The 16,889-nt window shown below is 65.7% G+C and carries 22 protein-coding genes; 12 read left to right on the top strand and 10 right to left on the bottom strand.

All coding sequences use genetic code 11. From position 1 onward, the window contains the following. Window positions 1–47: 47 nt before the first annotated feature. From BZF59_RS09055 to BZF59_RS09035, 5 genes are read right to left on the bottom strand one after another with little or no spacing between them, the layout of a single operon-like run. The gene (locus tag BZF59_RS09055; protein ID WP_086607944.1) at window positions 48–872 is read right to left on the bottom strand and encodes a motility-associated ABC transporter substrate-binding family protein; all 825 of its coding nucleotides are present in this window, start codon (window positions 870–872) and stop codon (window positions 48–50) included. Beyond that, entirely contained in the window at window positions 853–1,269 is a 417-nt protein-coding gene (locus tag BZF59_RS09050) for a hypothetical protein (protein ID WP_086607943.1), read from the bottom strand. The genes BZF59_RS09055 and BZF59_RS09050 overlap by 20 nt, the downstream gene beginning before the upstream one ends. Next, window positions 1,266–2,288 carry a cysteine synthase A gene (locus BZF59_RS09045; RefSeq protein ID WP_086607942.1) on the bottom strand — a complete coding sequence of 341 codons (1,023 nt, stop codon included), beginning with the start codon at window positions 2,286–2,288 and terminating at the stop codon, window positions 1,266–1,268. Before BZF59_RS09045 ends, BZF59_RS09050 begins: the two co-directional genes overlap by 4 nt. Window positions 2,289–2,335: 47 nt before the next feature. After that, window positions 2,336–2,704 (bottom strand): DUF1905 domain-containing protein, encoded by a 369-nt coding sequence (locus BZF59_RS09040; protein ID WP_086607941.1) that lies wholly within the window; start codon window positions 2,702–2,704, stop codon window positions 2,336–2,338. Window positions 2,705–2,736: 32 nt separating this feature from the next. Next, entirely contained in the window at window positions 2,737–3,054 is a 318-nt protein-coding gene (locus tag BZF59_RS09035) for a 2Fe-2S iron-sulfur cluster-binding protein (RefSeq protein ID WP_086607940.1), read from the bottom strand. A 107-nt stretch (window positions 3,055–3,161) separates the two neighbouring features. Between BZF59_RS09035 and BZF59_RS09030 the strand changes: the two genes are divergently transcribed. The 4 genes from BZF59_RS09030 to BZF59_RS09015 all read left to right on the top strand — a co-directional run bounded on the left by BZF59_RS09030 (window position 3,162) and on the right by BZF59_RS09015 (window position 6,171). Then, the gene (locus BZF59_RS09030; RefSeq protein WP_086607939.1) at window positions 3,162–3,779 is read left to right on the top strand and encodes a DNA-3-methyladenine glycosylase family protein; all 618 of its coding nucleotides are present in this window, start codon (window positions 3,162–3,164) and stop codon (window positions 3,777–3,779) included. Between the two features lie 422 nt (window positions 3,780–4,201). Continuing rightward, window positions 4,202–4,768 carry a hypothetical protein gene (locus tag BZF59_RS09025; protein WP_143738133.1) on the top strand — a complete coding sequence of 189 codons (567 nt, stop codon included), beginning with the start codon at window positions 4,202–4,204 and terminating at the stop codon, window positions 4,766–4,768. A gap of 8 nt (window positions 4,769–4,776) precedes the next feature. Beyond that, window positions 4,777–5,202, top strand: a complete 426-nt coding sequence (locus BZF59_RS09020) for a hypothetical protein (RefSeq protein WP_086607937.1) — start codon at window positions 4,777–4,779, stop codon at window positions 5,200–5,202. A 156-nt stretch (window positions 5,203–5,358) separates the two neighbouring features. Further along, window positions 5,359–6,171, top strand: coding sequence for an SDR family oxidoreductase (locus BZF59_RS09015; RefSeq protein ID WP_086607936.1), 813 nt, complete (start codon window positions 5,359–5,361; stop codon window positions 6,169–6,171). Here the strand turns inward: BZF59_RS09015 and BZF59_RS09010 are convergent, their stop codons facing one another. Both BZF59_RS09010 and BZF59_RS09005 read right to left on the bottom strand, forming a co-directional pair. Beyond that, window positions 6,172–7,326: a hypothetical protein gene (locus tag BZF59_RS09010; RefSeq protein ID WP_086607935.1), complete on the bottom strand. Its 1,155-nt coding sequence runs from the start codon at window positions 7,324–7,326 to the stop codon at window positions 6,172–6,174. It lies immediately after the preceding gene. After that, window positions 7,326–7,625 carry a 4a-hydroxytetrahydrobiopterin dehydratase gene (locus tag BZF59_RS09005; protein WP_086607934.1) on the bottom strand — a complete coding sequence of 100 codons (300 nt, stop codon included), beginning with the start codon at window positions 7,623–7,625 and terminating at the stop codon, window positions 7,326–7,328. The genes BZF59_RS09010 and BZF59_RS09005 overlap by 1 nt, the downstream gene beginning before the upstream one ends. Before the next feature lie 63 nt (window positions 7,626–7,688). Here BZF59_RS09005 and ccmA point away from each other — a divergent pair, with 63 nt between their 5' ends. From ccmA to BZF59_RS08990, 3 genes are read left to right on the top strand one after another with little or no spacing between them, the layout of a single operon-like run. Further along, window positions 7,689–8,300, top strand: coding sequence for a heme ABC exporter ATP-binding protein CcmA (ccmA, locus tag BZF59_RS09000; RefSeq protein WP_086607933.1), 612 nt, complete (start codon window positions 7,689–7,691; stop codon window positions 8,298–8,300). Beyond that, complete coding sequence (locus BZF59_RS08995; protein WP_086607932.1) at window positions 8,297–8,947, top strand: heme exporter protein CcmB; 651 nt, start codon at window positions 8,297–8,299, stop codon at window positions 8,945–8,947. The genes ccmA and BZF59_RS08995 overlap by 4 nt, the downstream gene beginning before the upstream one ends. Further along, window positions 8,947–9,609, top strand: a complete 663-nt coding sequence (locus BZF59_RS08990; RefSeq protein ID WP_245806089.1) for a hypothetical protein — start codon at window positions 8,947–8,949, stop codon at window positions 9,607–9,609. The genes BZF59_RS08995 and BZF59_RS08990 overlap by 1 nt, the downstream gene beginning before the upstream one ends. A gap of 43 nt (window positions 9,610–9,652) precedes the next feature. Here the strand turns inward: BZF59_RS08990 and BZF59_RS08985 are convergent, their stop codons facing one another. The 3 genes from BZF59_RS08985 to BZF59_RS08975 form a co-directional block, all read right to left on the bottom strand. Further along, window positions 9,653–9,955, bottom strand: a complete 303-nt coding sequence (locus BZF59_RS08985; protein ID WP_086607930.1) for a GIY-YIG nuclease family protein — start codon at window positions 9,953–9,955, stop codon at window positions 9,653–9,655. A gap of 66 nt (window positions 9,956–10,021) precedes the next feature. Then, window positions 10,022–10,849, bottom strand: coding sequence for a type I methionyl aminopeptidase (gene map, locus BZF59_RS08980; RefSeq protein WP_086607929.1), 828 nt, complete (start codon window positions 10,847–10,849; stop codon window positions 10,022–10,024). A 32-nt stretch (window positions 10,850–10,881) separates the two neighbouring features. Further along, entirely contained in the window at window positions 10,882–11,730 is an 849-nt protein-coding gene (locus tag BZF59_RS08975) for a PdaC/SigV domain-containing protein (protein ID WP_143738132.1), read from the bottom strand. A 64-nt stretch (window positions 11,731–11,794) separates the two neighbouring features. On the opposite strand from BZF59_RS08975, the gene BZF59_RS08970 reads away from it, so the two are divergent. From BZF59_RS08970 to glnA, 5 genes are all read left to right on the top strand, one after another. Beyond that, the gene (locus tag BZF59_RS08970) at window positions 11,795–13,177 is read left to right on the top strand and encodes a leucyl aminopeptidase family protein (RefSeq protein WP_086607927.1); all 1,383 of its coding nucleotides are present in this window, start codon (window positions 11,795–11,797) and stop codon (window positions 13,175–13,177) included. A 113-nt stretch (window positions 13,178–13,290) separates the two neighbouring features. Then, window positions 13,291–13,653: a hypothetical protein gene (locus BZF59_RS08965; protein WP_086607926.1), complete on the top strand. Its 363-nt coding sequence runs from the start codon at window positions 13,291–13,293 to the stop codon at window positions 13,651–13,653. 6 nt (window positions 13,654–13,659) lie between these two features. After that, complete coding sequence (argC, locus tag BZF59_RS08960) at window positions 13,660–14,664, top strand: N-acetyl-gamma-glutamyl-phosphate reductase (RefSeq protein ID WP_086607925.1); 1,005 nt, start codon at window positions 13,660–13,662, stop codon at window positions 14,662–14,664. A gap of 232 nt (window positions 14,665–14,896) precedes the next feature. Next, the gene (locus BZF59_RS08955) at window positions 14,897–15,235 is read left to right on the top strand and encodes a P-II family nitrogen regulator (protein WP_086608397.1); all 339 of its coding nucleotides are present in this window, start codon (window positions 14,897–14,899) and stop codon (window positions 15,233–15,235) included. Between the two features lie 62 nt (window positions 15,236–15,297). Then, window positions 15,298–16,707, top strand: coding sequence for a type I glutamate--ammonia ligase (glnA, locus tag BZF59_RS08950; RefSeq protein WP_086607924.1), 1,410 nt, complete (start codon window positions 15,298–15,300; stop codon window positions 16,705–16,707). Window positions 16,708–16,889 lie beyond the last annotated feature (182 nt).

Here is a 16,889-nt window from a genome sequence, read left to right as displayed (position 1 = left end):
GTCCCGCCCAGCCCGTGGTTTCCCCAAGCTGCCACCAAGGCGCACGCTCATTCGAACGCCGCCGCGAGCAAGCCCTGCACCGTGGCTCCGTCCTTGCCTGCCAGTTCCTGATGCTCGAACAGCGCGGCATCGGCGATCAGGGTGACGCGGCCCTTGCCCACCGTGCAGCGCGCCGCCGCACCGTCTGCCAGCAGCGCGCATTGCGCCGCAGCAGGATCGGTGATGGCGATCTGGCCGGACAGCACCAGCGGCAGCGCAACCTCGTCGATGCGCGCGTTCCTGACCACAGGCTCCTGCGTCTCGTCGAAACGGATCGCCATGCCCCAGCGCGCCACCACCGGCGGGATCAGCGTGCCTTCGGACGGGCGGCGCGGATCGCCGAGCGGGATGTCATATTCTCCCGTCAGCGCCGGATCGAGCATCAGCAGCAAGCGCCCCCCGCGCCGCACCCACGCATCGAGCGCGACATTATCCGCCGGAGAAAGCCCGCGCGGCTGAATCACGGCGAGCCGCTCGTGCCCTCCCAGCGGTCCGGCATCGACAATGTCGGGGGCCACGCCGGAGGCAGGCGACAGCGTGTCGAGCGCGACCGGCGAATAGCAATGCCCGAAAGCGAATTGCTGCCACGGCATCGGCGCCGCGCCGCTCAAAACGTCGGCCATGTCCGCGCCGAGCGGGAAGAAGAACGGCAGGCTGGTCATGACGGCGACCGCAGGCGGCGGCTCTCCGCCAGAACGCCAGCCATTGGCGCAGGGGGCCGGTGATGCGGCCTCGGCGGGGACTGGGTCGGACGACGCTTCCCGGCACGCGCCAAGCCCCGCCAGCACCGCCAGCAGCGCGACTGCGACGGCGTTACGGCCGAGGCGCGGCATTGCCCGGCGGGACTGGTGCCGAAGGCCCGGGCGCAGGGCTCGGCTCGTCGGCGATGTCGGGCACGACGCCTGCGTCGGCGAGCGGATTGGCCTGCGCGGGCTTGGGCTCGGGCTCGGTGGTCGGCGCGGCTTCGGGCGCGGCGAGGACTTCGTTCTTGTCCGCCTGCCCGCCGATGATGCTTGCCAGCCCCACCAGCAGCACCATCGCGCCGATGCCGAACAGCCCGACCTGCAAGCGCTGCATCGCTTCGGCACGGGTCTCGGCGGCGCTCGAAATGTCTTCCGGCAGGCCCTCGGGCGCGGCGGCAGCGGCGGCGGCGGTCGCGGCCTTGCCCGGACCGAACAGGCTGCGCTGGTTCATCCGCCCCAGCCGCTCGCGCCATGACAGGCGGCTCATGCGGCCTCTCCGGGCACCAGCCAGTCGAACACCGGCAGGCTCTTGGCCGCCAGCCACTCGGGGTTGTAGAGCGTCGAGAGATAGCGGAAGCCGGTGTCGCACAGGATGGTAACGACCTGCGGGTTGGTGCGCCCCTCGGCCACCAGTTCCCGGCCCAGCATCACCGCGCCCGCAACATTGATGCCCGAGCTGAGGCCGAGGCACAGCCCCTCCTCGCGCAGCAGGCGGGCGACCCATTCGAGCCCTTCCTCGTCGCTGATGCGGTATTGCGTGTCGATCACCGCGCCTTCGAGATTGGCGGTGATGCGGCCCTGCCCGATCCCCTCGGCGACCGAGGAGCCTTCGGCCTTCAGCTCGCCATGGGCGTAATAATTATACAGCGCCGCGCCGTGCGGGTCGGTGAGCGCGATGCGGATATTCTCGTCGAAGGCCTTGAGGCCAAGGCCCACGCCCGCGATCGTCCCGCCAGTGCCCGCCGCGCAGGTGAAGCCGTCGACCCGGCCCTGAAGCTGCTCCCAGATTTCCGGGGCGGTGCCCTCGATATGCGCCTTGCGGTTGGCGACATTGTCGAACTGTCCGGCCCAGACCGCGCCCGGCATCTCCTCGGCCATACGGCGCGAGACGTGCTGGAAGTGGCCGGGATCGGCATATTTGGTCGGCGGCACCAGCACCAGCTGCGCCCCCAGCGCGCGCAGGGTGTCCATCTTCTCCTTGGACTGGTTGTCGGGCATGACGATGATCGTCTTGTAGCCCAGCGCATTGGCGACCAGCGCAATGCCGATGCCCGTATTGCCCGCTGTCCCCTCGATCACCGTGCCGCCGGGCTGCAATTCGCCGCGCGCCTCTGCGTCGCGGATCATCCACAAGGCCGCGCGGTCCTTCACCGAGGAGCCGGGGTTAGCGAATTCGCACTTGCCGTAGATGTCGCAGCCAGCCGCGGCGCTGGGGCCGGCAAGGCGGACAAGCGGGGTGTTGCCGATCAGGGCGAGCGTATCGCCGAAGGGGCGGGTGATGTTCATGGCGCTGAATTAGGCGCTCGAAGCCCGACCCGCAACGGCGAAGTCCTTCAACCCAGCGCCAGCACCGCTTCGACGGTAGTGCCTTCGACGATCTTCTCCGCCTTGCGCACCGCCGCCTTCAGCGGCAGCAACCAGCCGCCATGGGCCTTGGAGGGGAACAGCGAGGTGCGCCATGTCGTGCCGCCGATAGTGGCCTCGACATAGACCGATCCCCACGCCGCGGCGTTGACGGCCGAGGCACGGATCGCGCCTGCGGTCTCGCCGTCGATGGTGAGGAAATACCAGCTGCCCTTGGCGGGCGCGCCGTCGGAGCCCTGCCACAGCCACACCGGGCCGCGCACGGTCCACGGCCCCGCCCCGGCCTCGGTCGCAAGGCCCAGCTCGTCGCGCAGGAAACGGGCGAGGTCGGCGTCCATATCGTCCGCTCCCGCCCCTGCCCGCGTGCCGCTCAGTCTTCCGGCGCGATCGTGACGTGCAGCCCGTCAAGCTCGGGCGTGAACGGGATCTGGCACGACAGGCGGCTGGTGGCGACGCGGTGGTCGGAGGATTCGAGCAGGTCGTCCTCGTCTTCGCTGATCTTGGGCAGCTTGTCCGCGAAGGCGGGATCGACGACCACGTGGCAGGTCGCGCAGGAACAGCACCCGCCGCACAGCGCCAGCAGCTCGTCGAAGCCATTGTCGCGGATCGCTTCCATCACGGTCAGGCCATCGCTGACCTCGATCTCGCTGGTGGCGCCTGCGCGGTTGGTGACGACCAGTCTGGGCATGGATCGGTGTTCCTTCTTGAAAGGTTGCGCGCAAGGATCTGCGCTGTGAGAATGCGGTTCGGCTGCTATGACACTCTCAGGGCCAAGGCAAGTTAAGGAAAGTGCGAGTGGGGTTGTCAGCCGAAAAATTGCGCGCCGATCTCGATGCGCTCGCCCGGCGCGAAGCGGCGCTGGCGCGGGCGATCAAGCGGGTTGGCTATCCCGACGCGCGCATCCGCGAGCCGGGCTTTGCGACCATGCTGCGCACGATCATCGGCCAGCAGGTCTCGGTCGCCTCGGCGGCCTCGGTCTGGAACAAGCTGGAGGCGGAGCTGGGCGCCGATTTCACCCCCGCCTGCCTGCTCGCCCGCGATTTCGAGACCCTGCGCGCCTGCGGCCTCTCGCGCCAGAAACAGGGCTATGCGCGTTCGCTGTGCGAGTTGGCGCATTCGGGCGAGCTCGACTTGGCACAGCTGCCCGCAGACGACGAGGCAGCGATCGAACTCCTCACCCGGATCAAGGGCATCGGCCGCTGGTCGGCGGAGATCTACCTGCTCTTCGCCGAAGGCCGCCGCGACATCTGGCCCGCGGGCGACCTCGCCGTGCAGGAAGGCGTCAAGCGCCTGCTCGATCTGGAGGAACGCCCGGGCGAAAAAGCCACCCGCCGCCTCGCGGAAGCCTGGTCACCGCAGCGCGGGGCGATGGCGATCTTCACCTGGCATTTTTATGCGAACCCGGCGCTGTGATTTGGCATCCGGTGCGCCACATTGCGGTGCCGGATGCGGCGCTTAAGCGTTACAAAGCGGACACCGTGTCCGCTTAGCGAACTGGATTATCTTATATAATAATCATATATTTATTCCGCGCCGCAATAAGCGGACGGACAGGGGAGAGGGGCCTTGTCTGTCCCTCGGCGGTCTTGCGACCACCCTTGCTGCGATGGGAATGAGCTGGCGCAGGGTGTAGCGGCTGGCAGGCGTGTAGGAAATGTTGGCGAATGCGGGCTGACTGCCGAAAGCTGCCATTCAGCTAGCGCCACCTCATCGGTCATTGCAGTTTGATGGCCGGTCGGCTGGTCGTGAATAACATCCTTGCCCGCACCATTCTGTCATGCTGAGTTCATATCGGACGATCAATAAATGACTGAAGGTAAAAGGGGATGTGCTTTATGATCGGGATCATCCTTGCGGGTTTTTTGCCACTCGCGGCGGCCGGGGCCGGGGAGATTTCCTGCGCTGATGTCAGATCAACGCCCGAGTATCATCTGTCGGATGCCTGTGACCCGTTTCTTGCAGGAAATACGGCATATTCAATCACCTACCGGGCAAGCCTGTCACCCATGCCCGCATCGCAACAGGTCATGATTTTCCGAACGGATGACGGGTGGTTCATGAGTATATCTGGATACCGTTGGGACCCAGACACCCAAGTCGTCGTGACGCGGCGCAATGAAGTTGCCATCTCCTTCGACGAATTTCGACAGCTTTCGGATCGCCTGACCGAGGCTTCGATCAACAAGCTTGCGTCTCTGCCCTACTACGGAGCCAGGGATGTAATTTGCACCGATGGAGCAAAGTATGAAATTGCCGTGGCAAAGGGCGGCAAAAAGCTGATCGCGGAGCAGCACAGTTGCGCTGGAAAAACAGAGATTAATGAAATTGCCGCCGCATTTCGGGACTTGGCTTTGACACATGATCCCGAGTTCGAAAATCTTCTTTCAGGTCTGAAAAACTAGGGGTCGATATGAGCAAATTGAGATTGGCAGCTGCCATCCTGTTGGGACTTGGCATGGCGACTTCCGCTTCGGCGCAAGAGCAGCAGCTGGACGGGCTAACCTCAGATGAGGCTGCTTCGATTATCGCTTCGCTTGAAAAAAGTCAGGAGGCCCTGCGTAGCGGCGAGTTTCAGCCCTTTACACTGCTCTCCGGATCAGTGGCATCTTACGGGCAGGCCGATATTTCGCCCCGGCAAATCTTTGTGGACCTCCCGTTCAGGGACGCATGGAAGGTCGTCCGTGTCGAAACCAACACAAAGACCCGCCAGCCATATCGACTTTCATACGCGCCCGAAGGATTGGGACGCCGCTACTGGGATATCGAGGCCGTTTTCGGGGCGAACGGTGAACTTGAAATGGTCACGATGACTTACAAGGTGCCGGCACCGTTCTGAATTGCAGCATGGCGACTTCTCAACCAACCCAAGCCATCCGCTCCCCTTCGATCCGCCCCAAACCTCGCCACAGCAAACTGCCCAATTCTGCCTGCTGACAAGCGCGTCGGCCCCCTCTAGACAGGCCCGCAAACAGCATTCGGGAGAGGGATCACCATGGCCGCGCAGCGCAGCATTTTCATCACCGGCGGTGGCTCCGGCATCGGCCGCGCCACAGCGTTGCACTTTGCCGCGCGCGGCTGGTTCGTGGGCGTTTCCGACATCAACGAGGCCGGGATGGCCGAAACCCTCTCGCTTATCGCAGGCGAGTCCAAGTGGGCAGGCCGGCTCGATGTGCGCGACCGCGCGGCGTGGGACGAGAGCCTCGCCGCTTTCGCCGCCGCCGCAGGGGGCCGGATCGATGCGCTGGTCAACAATGCCGGGATCGGCACTGGCGGACCGCTCGCCGAGCTTTCGAAGGACGAGATCGACGCCTGTCTCGACATCAATCTGCGCGGGGTGCTCTACGGCGCGCAGGCGGCCTATCCCTTCCTCAAGGCGAGCGGCCCGGGCAGCGCGCTGGTCAATATCGCCAGCGCCGCGGGGCTGACCGGCGGGAGCGGGATGAGCGTCTATTCCGCCACCAAGTTCGGCGTGCGCGGAATTGCCGAAAGCCTTGATGCCGAATGGGCACAGGACGGGATCACGGTCTGCTCGATCTGCCCGAGCTTCATCGACACGCCGCTGCTCGACGGCACCGGCAACCGCAACACCAACGAGAACATCCGCACCCGCGTCACCGCCGCAGGGCTCGAGATCACGCCGGTCGAGGAAGTCGCCGAGGCCGTGTGGAACGCGGTCCACGGGCACGAGCTGCACTATCTGGTCGGCAAGACCGCGCGCCAGCTCGCCTTCGCCAAGCGCTGGATGCCGGGCAAGGTCAGAAAGCAGCAGCGCGCCGCCGGGCGGCAGGGCTTGCTGGGGAAGTAATTACTTCAGGCTGTCCATCACTGCCCTGCCCTCGGCGGAGAGGAACGGGCGCGCCTCGGCCCACGGCACCACGATTTCCTCGGTGCTGGCAAAGATCACGTAGGGCAGCTGCGGCACGAACACCGGGCCTTCGCGAGTCAGGCCGATCTCCCAGCCGGAGCTGACCCAGCCGCCGTTGAACGGCTCTTCGGGCGGCACCGAACCGTTTTCGTCGTCCCACCCGGGCCAACGGGCTGCGACGAGCTTCCATAAGTCGTCGCCCAGCGCCGCGACGTAGCGCGTCACCGGCTTGGGTTCGATCTCGCTCTCCCACTCGTAAAACCCTAGCGCGCCCGGCCTGAACCATGTCGAGGGATCGACCTCAGCCCCGGTGTCGCGGTCGTAGACGGCCATGGTGAGGAAGTGGTTGGGATGCGCGCCGCCGCAATAGCCCGTGCCCGAATGGCGGACACCCAGCCAGCGCGGCGTGAGTAGGATTGGCACCAGCGCTTCTTCCGCATAGCCGCTGATCCCGCCGGGCAGCGACATGCCGACGCATTGGCCCATAGAGTGGTCCGCGGTGCCATCGGGCAGGAACGCGGCCAGCGCGCGGTTGATCGCGGTATCTCCGGGCTGGACGGGATTGAGCGCGAGGGAGGCATAGCTATAGCCCTCCAACCCCGCCCGCGCCGGCCCTTCGTATTCGCGCATGGTGTAGGCCGTTCCCGCAAAGCGCTTGCGCCGCGAAGTAACCTTGCCCCCCGCGAGCAAGGCATCGAGAAACGCGCCCGTCTCGCAGGCAGAGCCATATTCGGGGAGCGTAACAGTGGTGGAAGTAAGGCTGATCGGCTGAGCCTTGCCGCCCTTGCGCCTTTGGCCGGTCAGTTGGCCTTCGTGGGGAGCATCCATCGCCCAGACCGCACCGGTCTGGCCATCCCGGCCAGCGATTTCGGTAAATGTTGGCGGCTCGGCCTCGTCGATCTCGACCAGCCGGACCGGCTCGCGCACATCGTCGACATAGTAAAGCCCGTCGCGGATGTGCTCTTCGAAAAAGCACGCCGTGATCGCTTGATCGCCCAGCGTCCCCTTCCAGATTCGGCCCTGCTGTTGCGACTCCTGCGCAACGAGGGGTGCTGCGACCAATGCGAGCGCCGCAAGCAGGGAGGCGCGAAGCATCACACCAGCGCGTCGATCGCGCGCGCCAGTTTGGCGTCGCGCTGCGACAATCCGCCGCTTTCCCCAGCATCATGCGTGGTCAGCGTCACCTCGACCTTGGCGTAGACGTTGAACCATTCGGGGTGGTGATCCTGCGTCTCTGCCAGCAGGGCGACGCGGCTCATGAAGCCCCAGGCTTCGGAGAAATCCTTGAACTGGAACGTGCGCGTGATCGCCTTGCCGTCGCGTGCGCTGCTCCATTCGGGATGCGCCTTCAGCAGATCGGCGGTTTCCTCGGCGGTGAGTTCGGGCACGGACATGGTTCAATTCCTTGGATAGCGTCGCTTGTTTGCTCGCCCCCTTTTCCCTAACGCTGCGGACGAATGCAAGCGCCCCGCCCCTCGCTGATCGCCGAGAACCTCGCCTGCCGCCGCGGCGAGCGGCTGCTGTTCCGGCGGCTGTCGTTCCGGCTCGAAGCGGGCGCGGCGTGCCATGTGACGGGGGCCAACGGCGCGGGGAAGACGACGCTAATCCGCACGCTTGCGGGGCTGACGACGCCCTATGCGGGGACGGTGACGCGCGAGGGCGCGCTGGGGCTGCTCGACGAGCGCACCGGGCTCGATCCCGACCTGCCGCTGGGGCAGGCGCTGGGCTTCTGGGAGCGGATCGATGGCTGCACCAGCCCGGACGGCGCGCTCACGATCCTCGGGCTGCATGCGCTGCTCGATGTGCCGGTGCGGTTTCTCTCGACCGGGCAGAAGAAGCGCGCGGCGCTCGCCGCGTTGCTTAACCGAGCGGTGCCGATCTGGCTGCTCGACGAGCCGCTGTCCGGGCTGGACGCCGAGACGATCGGGAAGGTGACAGGGCTGATCCGCCTGCATGTCGGCGGCGGCGGGATCGCACTGATCGCCTCGCACCAGCCGCTGGACGTGCCGGGCATGAAGAGCTTCGCGATCGAGGACTTCGCCCCAGCCGCGCGAGAGGAGGAGACATGATCGCCGCGCTCCTCAAACGCGATCTGGCGCAGTTCTTTCCATTTACCGGTAGCGGCGCGGCGCTGCCGGTGGTGTTCTTCGTTGCGGTCGCCATGCTGTTCCCCTTCGCGGTCGGACCGGATGCCAATGTGCTGGCGCGGACCGGCGGCGGGGTGGTGTGGATCGCGGCGCTGCTCGCGGCGATCCTGCCGCTCGAAAAGCTGGTGGCGCGGGACATTGCGCTCGGCTTCTTCGACCAGCTGCGGCTGCGTGGGCTAGCGGAGGAGGCGATGATGGCGGTGCGATTGCTAGCCCATTGGCTCAGCTTCGGCCCGCCGCTGCTGCTGGCGACTTTCCCGGCGGCTGCGCTGCTGAAGATCGAGGGCGAGAGCTTTTGGATCCTGCTCCTCGGCCTGCTCGCGGGCACGCCGGGGCTGGCCGCCATCGGCCTGATGATCGCCGCATTGACCGCTTCCCTTCGCGCAGGGGCGGCGCTTTCGGGTCTGTTGCTGATCCCGCTCGCCCTGCCGATCCTGATTTTCGGCGCCGGTGCGCTCGCCCGTCAGGATCAAGTGAGCCTCGGCTTCGTTGGGGCTATAAGCCTCGCGCTGGTGGCACTCGCTCCGTTTGCCGCCGGAGCTGCGATCCGGGCGGCAAGGGAGAACTAGTGCGCGCACCCGAGAGCCACGTCAGAGCCAACACATTGATGGGCAATATCGCGCTGGGGCTGCTGGGCTTCACGCTGTTCGCCTTCGGTCTGAAAGCGATCGCGCATCCCGAAGTCCAGGCGCGCTACACCCCGATCGTAGTGTTTCACGCCGGGAGCATGATCGCCTGGCTGATCCTGCTGGCGAGCCAGAGCTTCCTCGCCGCGAAGTTCAAGCTGGCCGCCCACCGGGCAAGCGGCCGCGCTTCGATTGCGCTCGTCGGCGCGATGCTGGTGAGCGGCGGGGTGATTTCGTGGCGGATCGGCGAGGAGCTTGGCCGCCCCGAGGTGACGGTGGTGAACCTCGCCGCCTTCGCGACCTTCGTGCCGCTCTATTTCCTCGCCCTCCACTACGCCCGCCGCCGCGACATCGCAGCGCATCGGCAGGCAATGCTGATCGCAACCCTCGCCCTGATGACCCCGGCCTATGCCCGCGTGGTGCAGGTGTTGGGCCTGCCCGATCCGGTCGCGATTGCGGTGCAGGTGCCGATTACTGTGCTGGTCTCGGCGGGCTATGACTGGGTGCTGCACGGGCGGGTAACGCGGCCGGTGCTGGCGATGCTGGGGTTTTCCGTGGGGCTGGTGGTGGTGATGAGCGCTGTGCTGGCGGTGCTGTTTCTTTGACCTAACCGTCTCCCCGGCCTTGAGCCGGGGCCCCGCTTCTTCATCACTTCAGGATGTCGTCAAACAAGTCACGCCATTCGGGATTCGCCTTTTCGATCAGCGCGAATTTCCACTCGCGCCGCCAGCGTTTGACGCGCTTTTCCTGATCCATCGCCTCGTGCATGGTCGGGAGAAGTTCCGCCCAAACCGGCCGCGTCAGGCCATACTCGGCACAGAACCTCGAACCTTGCCCTTCGCGGTGCTGGCTCACGCGAAACGCCAGATCGGCGGTCGATCCGACATAGATTGTGCCGCGATAACGATCGGCCATGATGTAAACCCAGCCGCCATGTTGTTCGCGATCCATGCCCCAAGGAAATAAGAAGCGGGGCCCCGGGTCAAGCCCGGGGAGGCGTTATTTCAGTGCTTTGCCTCACACGTAAGGCGGGCAATCCCGCCCGGTCGGGCTCTTGGTGAAGATCTCGTTGCCCGTTTCCGTAATCGCGATCGAGTGTTCGAACTGCGCCGACAGGCTCTTGTCCCGCGTCACCGCGGTCCAGCCGTCGCCCAGCACCTTGGCCCAGGGCTTGCCGAGGTTGATCATCGGCTCGATGGTGAAGAACATTCCCGGCTTCAATTCCGGCCCCGTGCCCGCGCGGGCATCGTGGACCACCTCGGGGGCATCGTGGAACAGGCGGCCGAGGCCATGCCCGCAGAACTCACGCACCACGCCATAGCGGAACTGCGCCGCGTGGGCGGCAATCGCCGCGCCGATATCGCCCAGCCGCGCGCCGGGCTGTGCGGCCTGAATGCCCAGCATCAGACACTCATAGGTCACTTCGACCAGCTTGCGCGCCTTGAGCGGCGGCTCGCCGGCGTAGAACATGCGGCTTGTATCGCCGTGCCAGCCGTCGACCAGCGGGGTCACATCGATGTTGAGGATGTCGCCATCCTTCAGCGCCTTGTCGCCCGGAATGCCGTGGCAGATCACATGGTTGATCGAGATGCAGCTCGAATGCGCATAGCCGCGGTAGCCAAGCGTCGCGGGGATTGCACCCGCATCCAGCATCATCCCCCGGATCGCATCGTCGAGCGCGCCGGTGGTCACCCCCGGCTTGACCATGTCGGCCAGCGCATCGAGGATCTCGGCGGCCAGCCGCCCGGCCTTGCGCATGCCTTGGAAGCCCTCGGCCGTGTGGAGCTTGATGGAGCCATCGCGATAGACGGTCTGATCGCCGTCGACGAGTTGATAATCGTGCATGGCGGCTACATAGCGAGCCCCGCGCCAAAAAGCTACGTTCCGAGCGCGAAAGCCGCCTTGTATTCGGGCTTCACCGCCGCCAGCACCGCCGGGGTCACGGGCAACGTCACCTCATAGGCACCCTCGGCATAGGAGCCCGCCACATAAGGATCGGCGATCAGGCCGATGCGGTCGAAGTGGGTCTTGCTCTTGGAACCCAGCAGCACGGTCAGATCGGCGATCGGCGGACAGGGGAAGGTGCCGTCATCGACCGGCGCGTCGGCGCCCATCTTGCGGCGGCGCGCGGCGACAAGCCCCTTGCACCACGCCGCGCCGAGCGCGTCCTGCAAGGCCGCTGGCGAGGCGAAGAAGTCGCGCGATTCCAGCCCCGTGCCGGTCTCCCGGTCCCAGACCAGCGCTGCCGAACCGCTGTTGCCGTGTGCGCCGCCGGTATAGGCGTAGATCTCTGCCGAAAGCGACAGGAAGCGCGGCAGATCGGCCACCACCGCCCAGCTCTTTTCCGCCCCGCGATTGACGCAGGCGACGCAGTCGCTGCCCGCAAATTCGCGCAGCGATTCCTCCCATTCCGCCTTCTGTTCGCCGAGCAAGCGGTCGCGCTCCTCTGTCAAGCGCGCTTCCAGCGCCGGGATCGCGGAGACCTCGGCGGGCCAGGAATAGGAGAATTCGCGCTTCGCCTCGCCCTTTTCGGCATTGTCGGTGAAGGCCACCGCCTTTGCCGCCGGAGAAGCCGGGCCCGTGGGCGTCGCAGGGGTCGCCGCCGCGGCGGTCGCGGCGGCGCTATCGTCGGCGGCCTCGTCGGGCGCGGCGCAGGCGGTCAGCCACAGCGCAGCCATTGCGGGCATCGCCATCATCGCCTTTCCGGCCCGAGTTGAAACTCCCATCACACCACTCCCCTCATACCGAATCTGCTGGTGACATCGGTGCAGGGGTGATTATGGAACAGGCATGAGCCAACCCAAAGCCTTGATCCGCCCCGACCGCAGCGAAGACGCGATTGCCATTCACCTCGTCAACAAGGACGGTTACGAGGCCTTCGCCAAGGCGCTCTCCCCCGTCCAGTGCGCGGCCCTTGCCGCGCAGAAGTTCGAGGGCGGCGGCTATCAGACCGCGATTGTCCCCGATGGCGACAAGTGGTTCGCCGTCGGCGGCGTCGCCAATCCCGAAAGTCTGTCGAGCTGGTGCCTTGCCAAGCTTGCCGAGGAACTGCCCGAGGGCACCTATCGCCTCGCCACCGGGGATCCGGGCCCGGCGATGTTCGGCTGGGTGACAGGGCAATACCGCTTCAATCGCTACAAGAGCGAAGACAAGTCGCAAGGCCCGCGCGTGCTGCTGACCGGGCAGGTCGGGCAAATCGACGCAATCTTGGCCGAGGCCGAGGCCGAGTGCTTGCTGCGTGACCTCGTCAATGCCCCGCCCGAGGACATGGGCCCAGCCGCGCTCGAGGCCGAGTGCGAGCGGCTCGCCAAGGCGCACAAGGCCGAGCTCACCGTGGTGCGCGGCGATACGCTGGAGCAGGACTATCCGATGATCCACGCCGTCGGCCGCGCCGCCGCACGGCATCATGCGCCGCGGCTGATGCACATCGTCTGGGGCGACCCGGCGCATCCGGTGCTGGCGGTGGTCGGCAAGGGCGTGTGCTTCGACAGCGGGGGTCTCAACATCAAGCCGGGCGCCGGGATGCGGCTGATGAAAAAGGACATGGGCGGCGCGGCCCACGCGCTGGCGCTGGCGGGTCTCGTGATGGGCGCACGGCTGAAGGTGCGGTTGCACCTGCTGATCCCGGCGGTGGAAAATGCGATCAGCGGCGGCGCGTTCCGGCCCGGCGATGTGCTCAAGAGCCGCAAAGGTCTGACGGTCGAGATCGACAACACCGACGCGGAAGGCCGGCTGATCCTTGGCGATGCCCTCACCCGCGCCTCGGAGGAAAGCCCCGACCTCATCGTCGATTTCGCCACGCTGACCGGCGCGGCGCGGGTCGCGCTCGGGCCCGATCTGCCTGCGCTGTTTGCGCGCAACGACGCAACCGCCGAGGCCTTCCTCGCCGCGGGCAAGGCGCATGACGATGCCGCATGGCGCCTGCCGCTGCCCGAGGCCTACCGCGAATACCTCGCCTCCGACGTTGCCGACATGGCCAATTCGGCGAGCAATCCCTACGCCGGGGCGAGCGTCGCCGGGCTGTTCCTCGACCGCTTCGTGGGAGAGGGGACCGACTGGGTGCACTTCGACACCTTCGCCTGGACCCCTGCCCCCAAGCCCGGCCGCGCGCGCGGCGGGCGCGGGCTGGGCCTGCGCGCCAGCTGGCACGCCATCCGCGCGCGCTATGCCTAGGTTTGGGGGCGCGTGACCTTGCCCCGCGCGCCGCTTGGCGCTAACGGGCCTGCCACGCCGCGCCCGCAGGGGACAGGGCGCGCGTGTCACCTGAGAAGGCCAAGGCAAGACCCATGAGCGGCGCGTCGCGCGAGATTTCCGATTATGCCGTGCCGGCGGGCGTGCTGGGTCTGAAGGGCCCGGTCGACAAGCCCGCGCCGGGAACGCTGCCCTTGCGCGGCGATCTGGCACATATGGCGCTCGCCGGGACGCATCTCGCTGCGCATTATGTCATCCCCCATGTTCGCAGCGTCGGTGCAGCGGGCGCAGGCCTCAGGCTCAATCCGCGCGAGGATGCCGAGGTGTTCGCGCAGCTTCCCGCCGCCAGCCGGTTCGAGCTGCTCGACGTGGCGGGCGAATGGGTGTGGGGCTGCCCTGGGCCGCAAGGCCCGAGCGGCTGGTGCCGGGCGAGCGAACTCGCTCCTTCGGACGCCTGACGCGCCGTGGCGATACGGCTGTTCATCGACGGGGCCGCGGGCACCACCGGCCTTGAAATCCGCGAGCGGCTGACCGGGCGCGACGAGTTCGAATTGCTGGTGCTCGACGACGCACAGCGCAAGGATGAAGCCGCGCGACGCGACGCGCTCCACGCCGCCGACATCGCGATCCTGTGTCTGCCGGACGATGCGGCGAAGGAAGCGGTGAAGCTGGCGGAGGGCTCGGGGACACGGATCATCGACGCCTCCAGCGCTCACCGTGTGGCCGAAGGCTGGACCTACGGTTTTCCCGAGCTCGTCAATCACATGCCCGGCACGGGCCGCGACGCCATCGCCAATGCCCAATTCGTGAGCAATCCGGGCTGTTATCCGACGGGCTTTCTTGCCCTGCTGGCGCCGCTGGTCGATCCGGGAATTTCCGTGCGCGGCGGAGACCCGATCAACGGCGGGCTCCTGCCTTTCGATTTTCCCTATAGCGTCAATGCGGTGAGCGGCTATTCGGGTGGCGGCAACGCGCTAATCGACCGTTTTGCTGCCGAACCGAACATCGCGTTCCGCGCCTACGGGATGGCGGGGGGGCACAAGCATCTGCCCGAAATGCAGACCTATGCGCAGCTTGCATCGCCACCGGTTTTCTCGCCGTCCGTCGTCCCTGCCCATCGCGGGATGATCGTCGATATTCCGCTCCCGCTGGCTATGATGGGCGCGCGCGGGTGGCCATTGGCGCTGTGGAATCTCCTCGACGAGATGTACGAGGATTCCGATGTGGTCCGGGTCCACGAGATGTCGGATAACCCTTCCGAACTTCTGCTGATGTCGGACGCCGATCCGTGGGACGGCATGGACCTTTACGTGTTCGGCCCCTTCCATGAGCAAGGCGCGGACGATTTGCCGACCCACGCCCGCCTCGTCGCCCGGCTCGACAACCTCGGCAAGGGCGCTTCGGGGGCGGCGATCCAGAACCTCAACATCATGTGCGGCCTGCCCGAGACCACCGGTCTGCGCCTGTAAGCGCGGACAAGTTGCTTAAAATTTAGGCATGGCGCGATGAATGGCTGTGCACCATTGCGCGGTGCACCATAATCTTGCTAACCCGCCCCCATCGGCGAAAGACATCCTCACCCTTGAGTCTTCAAGCGGCAAGGATCGTTCACAGCCTTCACCTTAGGGCTTGGCACGGTTCTTGTTAAGAATCGGTCAGTAATCCAGCCAGGCGCGGATGGCCCAACCGGACGGGGACGACGTGAAAAAGATCGAAGCGATCATCAAGCCCTTCAAACTCGACGAGGTGAAGGAGGCTCTGCACGAAATCGGCGTGTCCGGCATCACCGTTACAGAAGCCAAGGGTTTCGGCCGCCAGAAGGGCCATACCGAGCTCTATCGCGGCGCCGAATATGTCGTCGACTTTCTGCCCAAGGTGAAGCTCGAAGTGGTCGTCGCCGACGATCAGGCCGAACGTGTGGTGGAGGCCATCGCCGCCGCCGCGCAGACCGGGCGGATCGGCGACGGCAAGATCTTCGTCACCCCGATCGAAAGCGCGCTGCGCATCCGCACCGGCGAAACCAACGACGACGCGATCTGATTTTCCACCCTCTCCTGCCTGCCAGCACGGCGGGCCACGCATAAACCGGAGGCAATACCAAAATGTCGAAAGCAAAAGACGTCCTGAAGAAGATCAAGGACGAAGAAATCGAGTGGGTCGATCTGCGCTTCACCGATCCCAAGGGCAAGTGGCAGCACCTCACCATGGTCGCCAGCATCATGGGCGAAGATGAACTGGAAGACGGCCTCATGTTCGACGGTTCGTCGATCGCCGGCTGGAAGGTCATCAACGAATCCGACATGATCCTGAAGCCCGACCTCAGCGAGACCTGGGTCGATCCCTTCAGCGCCACCCCGATGCTGATCATCAACTGCGACATCGTGGAACCGTCGACCGGCGACTGGTACAGCCGCGACCCGCGCACCACGGCGAAGCGCGCCGAGGCCTATCTCAAGTCGACCGGCCTGGGCGACACCGTCTATGTCGGCCCGGAAGCCGAATTCTTCATGTTCGACGACGTGCGCTTCGAGGATGGCTACTCGGGCTCGGGCTTCTCGATCGACGACATCGAACTGCCGACCAACACCGGCAAGGAATATGACCAGGGCAACATGGGCCACCGCCCGCGCGCCAAGGGCGGTTACTTCCCGGTCGCGCCGGTCGACAGCGCTGTGGACATCCGTGCCGAGATGGTTTCGACCATGCTCGAAATGGGCCTGCCCTGCGACAAGCACCACCACGAAGTCGCCGCCGCCCAGCACGAGCTGGGCCTGACCTTCGGCACGCTGGTGCAGACCGCCGACCGGATGCAGATCTACAAGTATGTCGTGCATCAGGTCGCGCATGCCTATGGCAAGACTGCGACCTTCATGCCCAAGCCGATCAAGGCCGATAATGGCTCGGGCATGCACACCCACATGTCGATCTGGAAGGACGGCAAGCCGATGTTTGCGGGCAATGAATATGCCGGCCTGTCGGAAATGTGCCTCTACTACATCGGCGGCGTGATCAAGCACGCCAAGGCGCTGAACGCCTTCACCAACCCAACCACCAACAGCTACAAGCGGCTGGTGCCGGGCTTCGAGGCGCCGGTGCTGCTGGCCTATTCGGCACGCAACCGCTCGGCCTCGTGCCGCATCCCCTACGGCAGCGGTGACAAGGCCAAGCGCGTCGAATTCCGCTTCCCCGATGCGATGGCCAACCCCTACCTCGCCTACTCGGCGCTGCTGATGGCGGGTCTCGACGGGATCGAGAACAAGATCCACCCGGGCGAGGCGATGGACAAGAACCTCTACGATCTGCCCCCGGCCGAACTCGCCGAAGTGCCGACCGTGTGCGGTTCGCTCCGCGAGGCGCTCGACAGCCTCGCCGCCGATCACGACTTCCTGCTCAAGGGCGACGTGTTCACCAAGGACCAGATCGAGGCCTATATGGAACTCAAGTGGGAAGAGGTGATCCGCACCGAAACCACCCCGTGCCCGGTCGAATTCGATATGTATTACTCGATGTAATACGCTCGGCCTCGCGCCAAAATTCAGAGCCCCGATCGCAAGGTCGGGGCTCTTTCCTTTTACAGAACCGAAGCTTCTGCTTTGACGCGAAATGCCTTTCCCGGCAAACCCTGATCGCATCGGCGATTCCCGATACCGTAGAAAGGCGGTGAGCGGTGGCAACTGGATTTCGATTAGTGTGC

Origin of the sequence: Erythrobacter donghaensis, from assembly GCF_002155425.1 — a bacterium.
Taxonomy (GTDB): domain Bacteria; phylum Pseudomonadota; class Alphaproteobacteria; order Sphingomonadales; family Sphingomonadaceae; genus Erythrobacter; species Erythrobacter donghaensis.
Note: the sequence above shows the minus strand (reverse complement) of the source record. Positions and strands in the feature narration are given on the sequence as shown.

Excerpts from the sequence above, each read along its gene's own strand:
- BZF59_RS09055 (WP_086607944.1), bottom strand. The coding sequence starts at position 872 with ATGCCGCGCCTCGGCCGTAACGCCGTCGCAGTCGCGCTGCTGGCGGTG.
- BZF59_RS09050 (WP_086607943.1), bottom strand. The coding sequence starts at position 1,269 with ATGAGCCGCCTGTCATGGCGCGAGCGGCTGGGGCGGATGAACCAGCGC.
- BZF59_RS09045 (WP_086607942.1), bottom strand. The coding sequence starts at position 2,288 with ATGAACATCACCCGCCCCTTCGGCGATACGCTCGCCCTGATCGGCAAC.
- BZF59_RS09040 (WP_086607941.1), bottom strand. The coding sequence starts at position 2,704 with ATGGACGCCGACCTCGCCCGTTTCCTGCGCGACGAGCTGGGCCTTGCG.
- BZF59_RS09035 (WP_086607940.1), bottom strand. The coding sequence starts at position 3,054 with ATGCCCAGACTGGTCGTCACCAACCGCGCAGGCGCCACCAGCGAGATC.
- BZF59_RS09025 (WP_143738133.1), top strand. The coding sequence starts at position 4,202 with ATGATCGGGATCATCCTTGCGGGTTTTTTGCCACTCGCGGCGGCCGGG.
- BZF59_RS09020 (WP_086607937.1), top strand. The coding sequence starts at position 4,777 with ATGAGCAAATTGAGATTGGCAGCTGCCATCCTGTTGGGACTTGGCATG.
- BZF59_RS09015 (WP_086607936.1), top strand. The coding sequence starts at position 5,359 with ATGGCCGCGCAGCGCAGCATTTTCATCACCGGCGGTGGCTCCGGCATC.
- BZF59_RS09010 (WP_086607935.1), bottom strand. The coding sequence starts at position 7,326 with ATGCTTCGCGCCTCCCTGCTTGCGGCGCTCGCATTGGTCGCAGCACCC.
- BZF59_RS09005 (WP_086607934.1), bottom strand. The coding sequence starts at position 7,625 with ATGTCCGTGCCCGAACTCACCGCCGAGGAAACCGCCGATCTGCTGAAG.
- ccmA (WP_086607933.1), top strand. The coding sequence starts at position 7,689 with ATGCAAGCGCCCCGCCCCTCGCTGATCGCCGAGAACCTCGCCTGCCGC.
- BZF59_RS08995 (WP_086607932.1), top strand. The coding sequence starts at position 8,297 with ATGATCGCCGCGCTCCTCAAACGCGATCTGGCGCAGTTCTTTCCATTT.
- BZF59_RS08985 (WP_086607930.1), bottom strand. The coding sequence starts at position 9,955 with ATGGATCGCGAACAACATGGCGGCTGGGTTTACATCATGGCCGATCGT.
- map (WP_086607929.1), bottom strand. The coding sequence starts at position 10,849 with ATGCACGATTATCAACTCGTCGACGGCGATCAGACCGTCTATCGCGAT.
- BZF59_RS08975 (WP_143738132.1), bottom strand. The coding sequence starts at position 11,730 with ATGGGAGTTTCAACTCGGGCCGGAAAGGCGATGATGGCGATGCCCGCA.
- BZF59_RS08970 (WP_086607927.1), top strand. The coding sequence starts at position 11,795 with ATGAGCCAACCCAAAGCCTTGATCCGCCCCGACCGCAGCGAAGACGCG.
- BZF59_RS08965 (WP_086607926.1), top strand. The coding sequence starts at position 13,291 with ATGAGCGGCGCGTCGCGCGAGATTTCCGATTATGCCGTGCCGGCGGGC.
- glnA (WP_086607924.1), top strand. The coding sequence starts at position 15,298 with ATGTCGAAAGCAAAAGACGTCCTGAAGAAGATCAAGGACGAAGAAATC.